Origin of the sequence: Streptomyces sp. AB3(2024) (genome assembly GCF_041862025.1) — a bacterium.
Taxonomy (GTDB): Bacteria; Actinomycetota; Actinomycetes; order Streptomycetales; family Streptomycetaceae; genus Streptomyces.
Map to the genome: position 1 here is coordinate 21,930 of NZ_JBGWAB010000082.1, position 13,372 is coordinate 35,301.

Consider the following 13,372-nt stretch of genomic DNA (forward strand, 5'->3'; position numbering starts at 1 on the left):
ATGCTGCCCCCGGATCAGACCCGGCGCGTGCCGGGGCGGGCGGGGCGGGTTCCGGTGGGCGCGAGGAGCTGCCGGCTCCGTCCCGCACGTCCCGCCACGTGCCGCGCCGCCCCGGTCAGCGGGCCGGCCGGCCGGTCAGAAGTCCACCTGCGCGCGCACGTCGGCGCGGCCGACCGACTCCAGCTCCCAGGTCTTGCAGTACAGGCGCCGGATGTACTCGATGTCGGCGTTGCGGGCGTGGGCCTCGCGCACCGGGTACATCACGGTCAGCTCGTACGATCTCTCGCGGTTGATGTCGCCCTCCTTGTCGCGCCACTGTCCCCGGGCCTCCTGGAGGGTGAGCCCGGAGGGGAAGCGCGGGGTGATCACGTCGGCCACGAACTTCATGAACTCCTCTTCGGTGATCGGCGGGTTGCCGTTGTGCCGCCCGGTGCCGAAGTAGAGGTGCGTCGCGATGTACGGGCTGCCGTCCTCGGCGACGGTCTGCTCGCTCGCCGCCGAGGCCTCGTGCGTGCCGAAGGCGGCCTCCGAAGCGGGGCCGCCCAGTGCGAAGAGGAGGGCCGCCGCCGCCAGGAAGGCGGCCGCGGGCGTCGAGATCCGGATGGATCGCATGTCGTCGTCCTGTCTGTCGTGTCGGGTCGGTTCGGGTCGTGTCGGGTCGTGGGGGTCGGTTCGGTTCGGGGGGTGTCGTGGCGGATCAGGTCGGGTCGCGGCCGGGCCGGGTCCGCGCGGGGGCCTCCCCCGGTCCGGGCGGCGCTCAGGCGGGCAGCGACTCCAGCAGGAAGTCCGCGGCGTCCCGTACGCCGCCCGGCGCACCCGCGCACCCGCGCAGGCCCGCCGCCGTCCGGCCGAGGGTCTCGGTCGTGCGGACCGACCCGATGCCCGCGGCGCGCGGCGCCACCTCCGCGATCAGGTCCTCGGCCTCCCGCCACGCCCCGGCCCCCGCCAGGGCGGAGAGCAGCTCCGCCGTGAACAGGTGCCGGTAGGCGGGTCCGGGGGCGGTGGCCGCCTGGTGCAGCAGGGGGATGGCCCGGTCCCAGCGGCGCAGCCTGGCCTCGACCCAGCCGTGGTGGCCCAGCAGCTCGGCCTCGTCGATCCACCAGGCCCAGTGCGGGTCGCGGTGCGAGACGCCGTCCAGGAACCGGCTCCGGGCGCGGGCGATCAGCTCCAGGGCCTCGGAGCGCGCGCCGAGCAGGGCGGTCGCGTGAGCGCGGCGGACCAGGACGAGGGCGGCGACGCGGGCGGGCAGCGGGCGGGGCCCGCGCACCCGGTCCGCGCTCAGCAGTGCGGCACGCGGGTGGCCCGTGTGGGTGGTGAGCATGCTGTGGTTGAGCAGGACCAGCCGCGCCATCCAGCGGTCGCCGCACAGCCGGGCGAGGGCGAGCGCCCGCGCGTTCATCCGGTGGGCCGGACGGTAGCGGCCGGCGTCGAAGAGGATCCAGCCGATGACCTCGGCCAGTTCGGCGAGGGCCGCGAGCCGGTCGGCGTCCCGGTCGGACAGCGCGCCGGGGTCGGCCGACAGCTCCGGGATCCGCCGCACGGTCTCCCGTACGGCGGGTACGGCGGCGGTCGCCCCCCGCTCGGTGTCGAGGGTCACGAGGCGACGGACGGCGGCCAGGGCCGCGGCCGCGGACACGGCGGGCGGCGTCATGACAGCAGGCCGGCGCCGACCGGACCGGGACGGCTCTGGCCGAGGGCGTTGAAGGAGTCCGCGACCCTGGTCAGCCATTCCACCTCGTCGCGGAAGTCCTCGTAGGGCGGCCGCGCCGGGATGTCGGACTCGGCGTCGGCCCGCTCCGCACGCTCGGCCCGCTCCTCGGCGGGACGGCTCAGGACGGCGCGCACCTGGAGGGCCTCGCCGAGCGGGGAGGTGGGGTCCTCGGGAAGGTCCAGCGAGCGCGCGACGCGGGTGAACTCCGCCATCGAGAGCGCGGTGCGCAGGATCAGCTGTCCGTCCCGTATCTCGATCACGCGCCGGTAGAGGCTGTACTGGGGATCGCGGGGCGGGACCAGGTCGCCCAGCCAGGACCTCGGCGGGTCGAGGGCGATGTCGGGCGACGCCTGGTACAGCGCCCACCACAGGGGCCGCAGCCGCAGGTACGAACGGTAGCTGCGGATCCAGCCCCGGGCGCGCGTGATGTGGATGCCCCAGGAGGGGATGGTCCAGCCGGCGATCTGCAGCAGTGCGCCGACGCTGCCGCTGGTCCACTGGACGGGGTCGAGGGCGGCCGCGTCGAAGCCCAGGCGCGTGCCCGCGATCTGGATGCCCCGGGTGACGCAGTAGACCAGGATCAGGCTGGCGCCGACGGTGACCGTGCGCATGCCGACCTTGAGCCACTGGCGGTTGACCATCCCGGTGAAGCGCAGTGACAGCCGCACCGTCTCGAACTGCCCGACGGCGCACACCAGCAGGTAGAAGGACATGTAGAGCGCGTAACCGCCGTGCTGGATGCTGAGCAGGATGGTGGAGGTGGCCGTCTCGGAGTGGGCCACGGGGCCGACGACGAAGGAGGAGACCACCAGCACGGCCAGGGCCGCGCCGAAGACGAGGACGCGGCGGCGGGCCATCCGCGGGGCCTCGGCGGGGGGCGCGGACCAGTAGACGAGGACCACCTGCTGGGCCGCGGTGAGCACGACCACCGCCGCCTGGGTGATCAGGGAGGTGATGTTCGCCAGCCCGAAGAAGCCGGAGATGTGCAGCCGCAGCTGGTCCAGGTCGACGAGGAAGCTGATCCCGGAGCAGAGGAAGTAGGTGCACAGGGCCCACAGGGCGACGTCGCGCCGGCGGCTCAGCAGGTCGGGGAGGCGGTAGCCGAAGGCGGCGAGGCCCACGAAGGCGCAGACCCACGCGAGGACCGTGTAGATCACGCGGGTCCCTGGTCGGGTCGGCCGAGTCCGCTCTCGATGCGGGCCACGATCTCGGCGGCCTCGTCCGGGACGCCCCAGGCCGGTTCCGTCCAGCGCTTGGCGGCGCGGGCCAGGATCAGCGAGGCCATCGTCTCGGCCTCCTGCTCCTCGTCGTCGCTGTAGCGGGAGCGCATCAGCATGCCCCGCACGGCTTCGGGCTCGACGTCGGGCAGGAGCAGGCTCGGATCGCCCGCATCGTTCCGGTCGAGTCGCACCGAGCCGCTGTGGTCGAAAGCGATGTGGGCGAGTTCGTGCGCGATGATGTGTTCTTTGTGTGAAGGCGTTGCCGCCTGCTCGAACACGATGACGTCGAAGTCATCCATTTTCAGCCAGATTCCGAACAAGTGCCGTTCGGGGAAGGGCGTCGCCAGCAGATGGATGGGACGTTGGCGGCGCTCGCTGAGGTCGCGCAGGAGTTCGTCGATTCCACAGCCGTGTTCCATGCCCCACTCCGCGAGCAGGGCCTCACACGTATGACGGACCTTCTTGAGGCGGCGCCTGAGCCGCCTGTCCTCCGACGCCGGTAATCCGGTGCCAGGTAACTTCATCCCTCAGTCCTCCGGCGAACCCAGCGGTCGGACAACGCGGCCATGATGCCACACGCCCAACTCCCGCCTGTTCGACGTACGTTCTATCCGGCCATTCACCCCGGCATTCCGGCCGCGGTCCGGTCGGACCGCGGCCGGAACGGAGCCGTGGGGCGGTACGGGGGAACGTCAACGCGTCCCGAGAACCGCCGCTATGCCGCGCGCGAGACAAGGGATCCGGTCGGCCGGAATGCCCGCGATGTTGATCCGGCCGGCGGTGGTTCCGTAGATCGCGTGCTCCCTGCGCAGCCGGAGCATCTCCTGCGACGTGAGCGGGAGCATCGAGAACATGCCGCGCTGCCGCGCGAGCGACCGGGCCTGGACCTCGTGGCCCCGGGCGCTCAGGAGGGCGGTCAGTTCCGACCGGTTGGCTTCGATCCTGTCCCGCATGACGTCCAGTTCGGCCCGCCACAGGGCCCGCAGGCCGTCGTCCTCCAGGACGGTCGTCACGACGGCGGCTCCGTGCTCGGGCGGCATCGAGTACAGGGTGCGGGCGGCGTTCTGCAGGGCCGTCTCGGCGTGCCGCACAGAACGGTCCGACGCGCCGAGGACGATGGCGCAGCCGGTGCGGTCGCTGTAGAGGCCGAAATTCTTCGAGCAGCTGACGGCGATGAGCATCTCCGGGACCCGCGCGGCCAGATGGCGCGTGGCCCACAGGTCGGCCTCCAGGCCGTCGCCGAGCCCGTGGTAGGCGAGGTCGACGAACGGGACCCAGCCGCCCCGCACCGCCAGTTCGGCCAGCGCCGCCCAGTCCTCCCCGGAGGGGTCGGCTCCGGTGGGGTTGTGGCAGCACCCCTGGAGCAGGACGACGTCGTCGCGTCCCGCCCGCTCCAGCTCCGCGAGGACGCCCTCGGAGTCGAAGCCGCCCTCGTCGTCGCACCAGCCGTACGTACGCACCCGGAGCCCGGCGGCCTCCAGGATCGGCCGGTGGTTCACGTACGCCGGGTCGCTGATCCACACCGTGGTCCCCGGGCGGGTCCGGCAGATCAGGTCGGCCAGCAGCCGCAGCGCGCCGGAGCCGGCGACGGTCTGGACGGCCGCGGCCCGGTCGGCTTCCGCGCCCGGTCCCAGCACCATGGCGAGCAGGGCGCGGTTGAAGGCGGCGTTGCCGGACAACCCCCGGTACTCCTTGGACTCCGAGCGCTCCGCGAGGCGGATCTCGGCCTCCCGCACGGCGGCCATGACGGGGGTGCGGCCGGAGGGGTCGCGGTAGACGCCGAGGACCAGATTGAGCCGCTCGGCGCGCTCGTCGGAACCGAACTCGTACGTCAGGTCCCACAGCGGGTCGGTGGGCGGCGGCGGGAGGAGCTCAAGCATCTGCGGGAACCTCGGGGCGGGGGTGGGGGCGGGCGGTGGCGGAACGGGCGCCGGCGGAACGGCGGTTGGCGAGCACGACGCCGGCGGTGATCAGGGGGACGCCGATCAGCACGGCGGTGGTCGGGGACTCGCCGAGCAGCGGGATGGCGAGGAGGACGACGGCCACGGGGCTGAGGCTGCCGACGACGGAGCTGCGCTCCGCGCCGAGCCGGCGGATGGCGAAGGCGTAGAGGAGGCCGGCGCACAGTCCGACGCCGAGCCCCTGCACCACGAGGAACAGCGCGATGTCGCCGCCCGCCGCGTGGGCGAGGCCGCTGGGGAGCACCCCGGTCAGCACCAGCAGGCCGATCACCGCGAAGGAGGGCAGGCACAGGAGGCCGATCGAGCCGACGGGGTCGAGGTCCACGTCGCGCAGGCCCACCGTGTACAGGGCCCACAGGCCGCTGGCCACCAGCAGGGTGCCGGCGCCCTCCAGGACGTCGGCGTCGACCGGGACCACGTAGCGCCAGACCAGGGCGGCCACACCGAGCGCGATCAGCGCGAGCCCGGCGATCTGCGTCCCCCGGGGCAGGCCGCGGCCCCGGGCGGCCATCAGGGCGGCGACGAAGAGCGGGACCATCCCGGGGACGATCGAGCCGACGAAGGCCGCCGAGGTGAGGGCGCCGCCGTGCATGGCGGCCAGGAAGAAGGGCACCCCGGCGCCACAGATGATCTTGGCGGCCGCACCCGGCCGCACGGCGGCGATCCGCCGGCGCCGACGCCACAGGGCGGGCGCCAGGACGAGCAGCGGCACCCCGAAGCGCAGCAGTGCCGCGTCGGCGGGGAGCAGCGTGGAGGCGCTCAGGGCGCGGGCGCTGAGGGCGAAGGCGGCCCAGATGGCCACCGTGACCAGCAGCGCCGCCATGCCCCGGGCCTGGGGGGAGAGCCCGAGCCGACCGGGGTGTCCGGCCGGCTCGCTCACCGTGCGGGGAGGCTCGGCCGCTCGGGTGGTGTTCGTCGCGACCAAGGAAGTGACTCCAGCCTCTGATACACGGACCGGTCCGGTCCGCTCCCTGGCAACGCTAGGGCCTGGGGCGGGGCAGCCGATTGCCAGTTCTGCCGCTCGGACATACGTTTGGGGCAGAATCTGCCAAGGAGTGGCGAAAAACAGCCGAGGAGCGCCGGAACGTGGCCATGGACGCGGTCGATCTGCAGATCATCCGGGAGTTGCAGGCCGACGGCCGGCTCTCCAACCAGGACCTCGCCGACCGGGTGCGGCTCTCCCCCTCGCCCTGTCTGCGCCGCGTCCGCCGGCTGGAGGAGGCGGGCCTGATCCGCGGCTACACGGCGATGGTCGACCAGGTCGCCTTCGGGCTGCCGATCACCGTCTTCGTCCGCATCCGCCTGGAGCGGCACACGGCGGGGGCGGTCCGGCTGTTCGAGGAGCACGTCGCGGTCATCGAGCACATCCAGGACTGCTACCTGATGGCGGGCAGCAGCGATTACCTGCTGCGGGTGGTCATCGAGGACCTGGAGGCGTACGAATCCCTGGTGCGCCACCGGATCCACGCCATCCCGGGGATCGCCTCGATCGAGTCGAGCTTCGCGTACGGCAGCGTGAAGCAGTCCCGCACCTACCCCCGCCCCACCCCGGGCAGCTCGGCGCGCCGCCTCTGACCGGGCGCGGCAGGGGCAACGGCCCGGCGCCGCCTTCGGCCTCGACGGGTGCATTTAAGTACAATATTGGAGTAAGTATACTGTGTATCCCCATATCCACGGGTCGGCCCCGGCACGCCCGAGGGCGTCGCCGGGCGGGGCGACGGGAGTGCGGACATGGCCGGACCGGACCCGGGTACCCCCGACAAGCGGCGGCGCCTCAGCCGTCCCCTCGTGCTCGCCGCGGCCGTGGCGCTGGTGGACCGGGAGGGCCTCGCGGCGCTCACCATGCGGCGTCTGGCCACCGACCTGGGCGTGGAGCCCATGGCCATCTACCGGTACACGGCCGGCAAGGAGGCGCTCCTCGACGGCCTGGTCGAGGCCTTCTTCACCGAGGTCAACGACCGGCTGCGCACCTCGGCCGAGGCCGCCCCGCCCTCCTGGCGCGCGGAGCTGCGCCGGATCGCCCGCGCCTTCGCCGCCGCGGTGCACGCCCACCCCGAGATCCTGCCCGTGGTGGCCACCCGCCCGCTCAGCGTGCCGGTGGCCCGCCGCCCGGCACCGGCGCTCCAGCTCACCGAGCACGTCCTCGCCGTCCTCGGCCGGGCCGGCTTCGACGACGCCACCGCACTGACGATCTACCGCACGTTCGCGGCCTGGATCCTCGGCTGCCTCCTCGTGGACAAGCGCCAGGTGGTCGACAACCCCGACGAGCCGGACGTCATGCTGCGCCTCGGCCTGCACCGGCTGCCCGCCGCCGAGTACCCGCGGCTGCGCGCGCTCGTCCCGCAACTCGCCGAGTACGACGACGAGCGCGAGCTGATCGAAGGCCTCGACAGCCTGCTCAGCGGCATGCCCGAGGCGCCCCTTGACGCGTTCTACGGCGGGGGCGCACGCTGAGGATACGACGTACACATCGCCCATATGCGTACGCAATCCACCTCCAAGTCGACATCAGCCGACGTCAGCGACATCGGCCGACGGCGCCCCAGGGAGGCCGTCATGTCCCACCACGAATACGCGATCCTGCGCGTCCGGGTCACCGCCCGGGACGCCGACACCCTCCGCGCGCTGCTGCGCGAGACCCGTCCCGACGTCGGCGGCCGCGTCCGCCGGCACGAGGACGGCAGCTGCACCATCGACGCCTACGTACCCGCCGACCAGGCCGACGCGTTCGAACGCGACGGCGTCACGGCCAGCATCGTCGAGGACGCCACCGCCACCGGACGCGCCCGCCAGGCCGAGGTCGGCCAGGGGGACAGGTTCGCCCCTGCGGACGCGGTCCCGCAAGGACTGGCCCTCAAGGTGAACGACGCCTAGGAGCGACGCCATGACGTACCTGAACATCACCGAGGTCGAGTCCGGCGTGACCAGCCTGGCCGCCGCCTTCCCGAACACCTCCGACCTCGTCGAACTGCCCGAGCCCAGCGTCGAGGGTCGGACCTGCCACGCCCTGCGGATCGGCATCCACACCCTGGTGCCGAAGCCCACCGCCGTACTGATCGGTGGCGCACACGCCCGTGAATGGGGCAGTTGCGAGATCCTCGTCAACCTCGCAGCCGACCTGCTGCACGCCCACGCCGGCGGCACCGGCCTGGCGTACGGCGGCACCCGCTTCACCGCCGACCAGGTGCGCAGCATCCTGGAGGGACTCGACCTCGTGGTCTTTCCGCTGATCAACCCGGACGGCCGGCACTACAGCCAGACCGTCGTCGACGGCTGGCGGCGCAACCGCAACCCGGCTCAGTCCGGCGGCAACCCGGACGCGGTCGGCGTCGACCTCAACCGCAACTTCGACTTCCTCTTCGACTTCCGGACCGCCTTCCATCCGCTCGCCCCGGTCCGTGTCTCCGACGACCCGGCCGACCCCAACCAGACGTACCAGGGGCCCTCGCCCTTCTCGGAGCCCGAGACCCGCAACGTCCGCTGGCTCCTGGACCAGTTCGTGCGCACCCGGTGGTTCGTCGACGTACACAGCTACACGCAGAAGATGCTCTATGTGTGGGGCGACGACAACAGCCAGTCCAGCGACCCGAACAGGAACTTCCAGAACCCCGCCTTCGACGGCAAGCGCGGACTGAAGAACGACCAGCTCTACGCGGAGTTCATCCCGAAGACCGACCACGACGACTCCGCCGTGCTCGCCGAGCGGTTCTGCAAGGCGCTCAAGGGCGTACGCGGCGTCGAGTACACCCCCGAGCCCTCCTTCGACCTCTACCCGACGTGCGGAACCAGCGACGATTACACCTTCGCGCGCCACATCGTGCACCCGAACGGGACCAAGATCCTCGCCTTCACGATCGAGTGGGGCATGGACTTCCACCCGCCGTGGTCCGAGATGAAGAAGATCGTCCTCGACGTCGACGCCGGGCTGGTGCAGTTCTGCCTGACCGCCCTCCCGTAGGGCGGCGGGCCGCCGGAGCACCGGGGGTCCCGGCCGGCCGCTTGCGCCGTGCACGCCGAGCTGCTCATCGGGGACTCGGGCCCGGGTGGATTCTCCACACCGCTCCCGAGGTCAGGCCAGGGCAGCCTCGAAGGCCGCGTAGGCCGCCGCGTCGAAGAGGACGAAGCGAACCTCTTCGACGGCCGTCTGCGTGGCGCGAACCGTTTCGACCGCGATGCGGGCCCCGTCGTCCATCGGCCAGCCGTAGATCCCGGTGGAGATCGCGGGGAACGCGACCGTACGCGCACCCAGCTCGTCGGCGACCCGCAGCGACTCGCGGTAGCAGGAGGCCAGCAGCTCCGAGCGGTCCTCGTCCCGCGACCAGACCGGTCCGACGGTGTGGATGACGTGCTCCGCCGGGAGGCGGCCCGCCGTGGTGGCGACCGCGCGGCCGGTCGGCAGGCCCTTGCCGTAGTGGGAGCGCCGCAGGTCCTCGCAGGCGGCGAGGATCTCCGGGCCGCCGCGCCGGTGGATGGCGCCGTCCACTCCCCCGCCACCGAGCAGCGAGGAGTTCGCAGCGTTGACGACCGCGTCCGCCTCCTCGGCGGTGATGTCGCCCTGGACGAGGGTGATGCGCACCATCACGAGGCCTTTCGCAGGTGCCGCCAGACCGCTCTGGCGGCGTTGTGGCCGGACATCCCGTGGACCCCCGGGCCCGGCGGGGTCGCCGAGGAGCAGAGGAACACGGCCGGGTGGGCCGTGGCGTACGGGAACAGGGTGGGCTTCGGGCGGAGCAGGAGCTGGAGGCCGGAGGCGGCGCCGCAGGCGATGTCCCCGCCGACGTAGTTGGGGTTGCGGGCGGCGAGCTGCGGCGGTCCGGCCGTGGCGCGGGCCAGCACCAGGTCGCGGAAGCCCGGGGCGAAGCGCTCCAGCTGCCGCTCGACGGCCTCGGTGAGGTCGCCGTCCCAGCCCGCGGGGACGTGCCCGTAGGCCCAGAAGACGTGCTTGCCGCTCGGGGCCCGGCCGGGGTCGACCAGGCTGGGCTGGGCGGTGATGAGGAAGGGGCTGCGGGGCGCCCGGCCGCCGGTGGCCAGCTGGAGGGCGGCGTCGATGTCGCGGCTGCCGGGGCCGATCTGCACGGTGCCGGCCCGGCGGGGGGCCTCGGCGGTCCAGGGCACCGGTCCGTCGAGCGCGTAGTCGAGCTTGAACGCGGCGGCGCCGTACCGGTAGCCGTCGTACGCGCGGCCGAGGCGGGCGATCCGGGCCAGGGCGGTCGGCGAGGTGTCGAAGACGTACGCGCGGGCGGGCGGCAGGTCGTCGAGCCGCTTGACCTCGAAGCCGGTGTGCACGGTGCCGCCGAGGTCCGCCAGGTACCCGGCGAGTGCGTCGGAGATCGACTGCGAGCCGCCGCGCGCCATCGGCCAGCCGCCCGCGTGCGCGGCCAGCGCGAAGACCAGGCCGACCGCCCCGGTCCCGATCCCGCTCAGCGGGGCGATGACGTGTGCCACGAGCCCGGCGAACAAGGCCCGCGCGCGGTCGTCACGGAAGCGGCGCAGCAGCCAGGTGGAGGGCGGCAGCCCGGTCAGGCCGAAGCGGGCCAGGGTCAGCGGGTCCCGGGGCAGGGCGGTGGCGGGCAGCGACATGAAGTCCCGGGCGAGGGTGTCCCACTTGCCGAGGTACGGCTGGACGAGACGGCGGTACGCGCCCGCGTCGCGGGGCCCGAAGGAGGCCGCGGTCTCGGCGACGGAGCGGGAGAGCACCGCGGCCGTGCCGTCGTCGAAGGGGTGCGCCATGGGCAGCGGGGCGTGCAGCCACTCCAGCCCGTAGCGCTTCAACGGCATCGTCGCGAAGACGGGGGAACCGGCGCCCAACGGGTGCACCGCCGAGCAGGGGTCGTGGCGGAAGCCCGGGAGGGTGAGCTCCTCGGTGCGGGCCCCGCCCCCGATGCCGTCCGCCGCCTCGAACACGGCAACGGAGCAGCCCCTGCGGGCCAGTTCGACCGCGGCCGTCAGGCCGTTGGGCCCCGCCCCCACCACGACTGCGTCGAGAATCGACGACACTGGCAACTCCTTCGTCCGGCGGCGGCCTCCGCTCCCAGGATATTCCGCCCGTCCATACGGGTCCTTCACGCTCCCGCGCCTACGCGCCCCGCAGCAGCTCGCGGATCCGTACGGCGGTGGCCTCGTCACGCCCCACCGCAAAGGGCAGGGCGTTGTCCCGGTCCACCCGGAAGGGGACGCCGTCCACGGTGGACTGGGCGCCGCCCGCCTCGGCGACCAGCAGCAGCCCGGCCGCGTGGTCCCAGGCCGAGGGCCAGGTGAACGCCAGGCCGTCCATCTCGCCCCGGGCCACCTTGAGGTACTCCAGGCCGGCCGAACCGCAGGGCCGGGCGGCGACGCCGGGCACGTCGAGCCGGGCCAGGGTCCGCTTGTCCCGCTCGGAGGTGTACAGCGGATGCGCCATCGCGACCCGGAGCACGGCGCCGGGTTCCGGCGAACCGGCGAGGATCCGCTCGCCGTTGACGTACGCGCCCTGCCCGCGCACGGCGGTGGCGAGCTCGTCCAGCGCCGGTGCGAAGGTCCAGGAGGCGAGTATCTCGCCGCGGTGGGCCAGCGCGACCAGGGTACAGAAGGCGGGGTCGCCGCCCACGAACTGGCGGGTGCCGTCGACGGGGTCGACGATCCAGACGGGCGCGTCGGCGCGGAGCGCGGCGTAGACGCCGGGGTCGGCGTGGACGGCTTCCTCGCCGACGACTGCCGAGCCGGGCAGCAGCTTCGTCAGCGAGGCCGTCAGGTGTTCCTCGGCGAGCCGGTCGGCGATGGTCACCAGGTCGTGCGGGCCGCTCTTCTGGTCGACCTCGTGCGCGGCGAGCTGCCGGAACCTCGGCATGATCTCCACCGCCGCCGCCTCGCGGACGGCCTCCTCGACTGCGGACAGGTCCTGGGCCGAAAAATCATCGATCATGGCCCCAGCAAAGCACGCCGGGGGGACGAACCCCACCCCCGGCCCCGTCCGTCCGGCATACACGAGACGACGTACAGGTGTACAGACCCCCGGTCCGGCATGCACCCCCTTGACTCTGTAAGTAAAGTTTCCTAACTTGATGCCTCGCGCCGCCCCGGCGCCCGCGCACGCCTCCCGTGAACTCTATGAACACAACGATGTGGCGCGCGTCGGCGTCGGGTATTTTTGGGACTCCCACGCCCTCCGAGGTGTGATTTCGCATGCGCCTCAACAATTTCGGCGCCCTCGGATATACCGCTTTCGTTAAGGTGAAAACAAAGGAAGAGCGGCCGGCGCACAATGCGCCGGCCGCTACCTTGTGTTCCGCCTTTACTTCGACATTCCCCAGCGGACCGGAGCTATCTGCTTCGACATGATCGTGATGAGCTCGTACGCGGCGTGCGACGCGGCGACCGAGGTAATCCCGGCGTGGTCGTACGCCGGCGCGACCTCCACGATGTCGGCGGAGACCAGGTGGCAGTCGGCGAGGCCGCGCAGGATCTCCAGCAGCTCCCGGGAGGTCATACCGCCGGCCTCCGGGGTCCCGGTGCCGGGGGCGTGCGCGGGGTCCAGTACGTCGATGTCGATGGAGATGTACAGCGGCCGGTCGCCGACCCGCTCGCGCAGCTGCTGGGCGATCTCGTCCACCCCGCGCCGCATGACGTCCGCCGAGGTCACGATGCCGAAGCCGAGCTTGGCGTCGTCGTCGAGGTCCTTCTTGCCGTAGATCGGGCCGCGCGTGCCCACGTGGCAGAGGGCGGAGGTGTCGATGACGCCCTCCTCCACGGCCCGGCGGAAGGGCATCCCGTGGGTGTACTGCTGGCCGAAGTACTCGTCCCAGGTGTCCAGGTGTGCGTCGAAGTGCAGGACGGCGACCGGCCCGTGCTTCTTGGCCACCGAACGCAGCAGCGGTAGCGCGATGGTGTGGTCGCCGCCGAGCGTCATCAGCCGGGAACCGCCGGCCAGCAGCTCGTCGGCGGCGGCCTCGATCGTCTCCACCGCCTCGTTCGCATCGAACGGGTTGGCGCTGATGTCACCGGCGTCGGCGACCTGGCTGTAGTGGAAGGGGTAGACGTCCTGTGCCGGGTTGTAGGGGCGCAGGGTGCGGGAGGCCTCGCGGATGGCGTTGCCGCCGAACCGGGCTCCGGGGCGGTAGGTGACACCGCCGTCGAACGGGACGCCGACCACGGCGATGTCCGCCTTCTCCACCTGGTCGATGCGGGGGATGCGGCCGAACGTGGCCTGACCGGCGAAGTGCAGCGTCCGGTCGGTCTCGATCGGCGGCAGCGGCGGGGTCGGTCCGTTGGGCTGGGCGGTCATGGTGCGGTCTGTGCCTTTCCGGGTACGGCGGCCTGACGCCCGGTCACCGGGCCCAGGAGGGAGGAGGGAAGAGCGGGGGCGCGGGGGCGCCGGGCCCGCGCCCGGTCCGCGCTCGTTACTGCGGCGGGTTGCCGTGCTTGCGGGACGGCAGGTCGGCGTGCTTGGTGCGGAGCATCGCGAGGGCGCTGATGAGCGTCTCGCGGGTCTCGGCGGGGTCGAT

14 protein-coding genes are annotated in these 13,372 nt (G+C 72.7%); 4 read left to right on the forward strand and 10 right to left on the reverse strand.

Annotation, left to right across the window (positions count from 1 at the left end; genetic code table 11):
• Positions 1–135: 135 nt before the first annotated feature.
• The 6 genes from ACEPPI_RS26875 to ACEPPI_RS26900 form a co-directional block, all read right to left on the reverse strand.
• Complete coding sequence (locus ACEPPI_RS26875) at positions 136–612, reverse strand: DUF3574 domain-containing protein (RefSeq protein WP_373917841.1); 477 nt, start codon at positions 610–612, stop codon at positions 136–138.
• A 145-nt stretch (positions 613–757) separates the two neighbouring features.
• Positions 758–1,651, reverse strand: coding sequence for a DNA-binding protein (locus tag ACEPPI_RS26880; RefSeq protein WP_373917842.1), 894 nt, complete (start codon positions 1,649–1,651; stop codon positions 758–760).
• Positions 1,648–2,868: an MAB_1171c family putative transporter gene (locus tag ACEPPI_RS26885; RefSeq protein ID WP_373917843.1), complete on the reverse strand. Its 1,221-nt coding sequence runs from the start codon at positions 2,866–2,868 to the stop codon at positions 1,648–1,650. The genes ACEPPI_RS26880 and ACEPPI_RS26885 overlap by 4 nt, the downstream gene beginning before the upstream one ends.
• Positions 2,865–3,455, reverse strand: a complete 591-nt coding sequence (locus tag ACEPPI_RS26890) for a toxin (RefSeq protein WP_373917844.1) — start codon at positions 3,453–3,455, stop codon at positions 2,865–2,867. The genes ACEPPI_RS26885 and ACEPPI_RS26890 overlap by 4 nt, the downstream gene beginning before the upstream one ends.
• 168 nt (positions 3,456–3,623) lie before the next feature.
• The gene (locus ACEPPI_RS26895; protein WP_373917845.1) at positions 3,624–4,811 is read right to left on the reverse strand and encodes an aromatic amino acid transaminase; all 1,188 of its coding nucleotides are present in this window, start codon (positions 4,809–4,811) and stop codon (positions 3,624–3,626) included.
• A complete protein-coding gene (locus tag ACEPPI_RS26900; RefSeq protein WP_373917846.1) occupies positions 4,804–5,817 on the reverse strand; it encodes a DMT family transporter in 1,014 nt (337 codons plus the stop codon). Before ACEPPI_RS26900 ends, ACEPPI_RS26895 begins: the two co-directional genes overlap by 8 nt.
• A 167-nt stretch (positions 5,818–5,984) precedes the next feature.
• Here ACEPPI_RS26900 and ACEPPI_RS26905 point away from each other — a divergent pair, with 167 nt between their 5' ends.
• The 4 genes from ACEPPI_RS26905 to ACEPPI_RS26920 all read left to right on the forward strand — a co-directional run bounded on the left by ACEPPI_RS26905 (position 5,985) and on the right by ACEPPI_RS26920 (position 8,850).
• A complete protein-coding gene (locus tag ACEPPI_RS26905; protein WP_373917855.1) occupies positions 5,985–6,467 on the forward strand; it encodes an Lrp/AsnC family transcriptional regulator in 483 nt (160 codons plus the stop codon).
• Positions 6,468–6,623: 156 nt separating this feature from the next.
• Positions 6,624–7,346, forward strand: coding sequence for a TetR/AcrR family transcriptional regulator (locus ACEPPI_RS26910; RefSeq protein ID WP_373917847.1), 723 nt, complete (start codon positions 6,624–6,626; stop codon positions 7,344–7,346).
• 102 nt (positions 7,347–7,448) lie between these two features.
• Positions 7,449–7,766 (forward strand): hypothetical protein, encoded by a 318-nt coding sequence (locus ACEPPI_RS26915; protein ID WP_373917848.1) that lies wholly within the window; start codon positions 7,449–7,451, stop codon positions 7,764–7,766.
• Positions 7,767–7,776: 10 nt separating this feature from the next.
• A complete protein-coding gene (locus tag ACEPPI_RS26920) occupies positions 7,777–8,850 on the forward strand; it encodes a M14 family metallopeptidase (protein WP_373917849.1) in 1,074 nt (357 codons plus the stop codon).
• 111 nt (positions 8,851–8,961) lie between these two features.
• On the opposite strand, the gene ACEPPI_RS26925 is transcribed toward ACEPPI_RS26920, so the two are convergent.
• The 4 genes from ACEPPI_RS26925 to speB all read right to left on the reverse strand — a co-directional run bounded on the left by ACEPPI_RS26925 (position 8,962) and on the right by speB (position 13,152).
• A complete protein-coding gene (locus ACEPPI_RS26925; protein WP_373917850.1) occupies positions 8,962–9,471 on the reverse strand; it encodes an O-acetyl-ADP-ribose deacetylase in 510 nt (169 codons plus the stop codon).
• On the reverse strand, positions 9,471–10,889 hold the full coding sequence (locus ACEPPI_RS26930; protein ID WP_373917851.1) for a phytoene desaturase family protein: 1,419 nt from the start codon (positions 10,887–10,889) through the stop codon (positions 9,471–9,473). Before ACEPPI_RS26930 ends, ACEPPI_RS26925 begins: the two co-directional genes overlap by 1 nt.
• A 79-nt stretch (positions 10,890–10,968) precedes the next feature.
• Entirely contained in the window at positions 10,969–11,793 is an 825-nt protein-coding gene (locus ACEPPI_RS26935) for an inositol monophosphatase (RefSeq protein WP_373917853.1), read from the reverse strand.
• Between the two features lie 369 nt (positions 11,794–12,162).
• Positions 12,163–13,152: an agmatinase gene (gene speB, locus ACEPPI_RS26940; protein WP_373917854.1), complete on the reverse strand. Its 990-nt coding sequence runs from the start codon at positions 13,150–13,152 to the stop codon at positions 12,163–12,165.
• Positions 13,153–13,372: the final 220 nt, after the last annotated feature.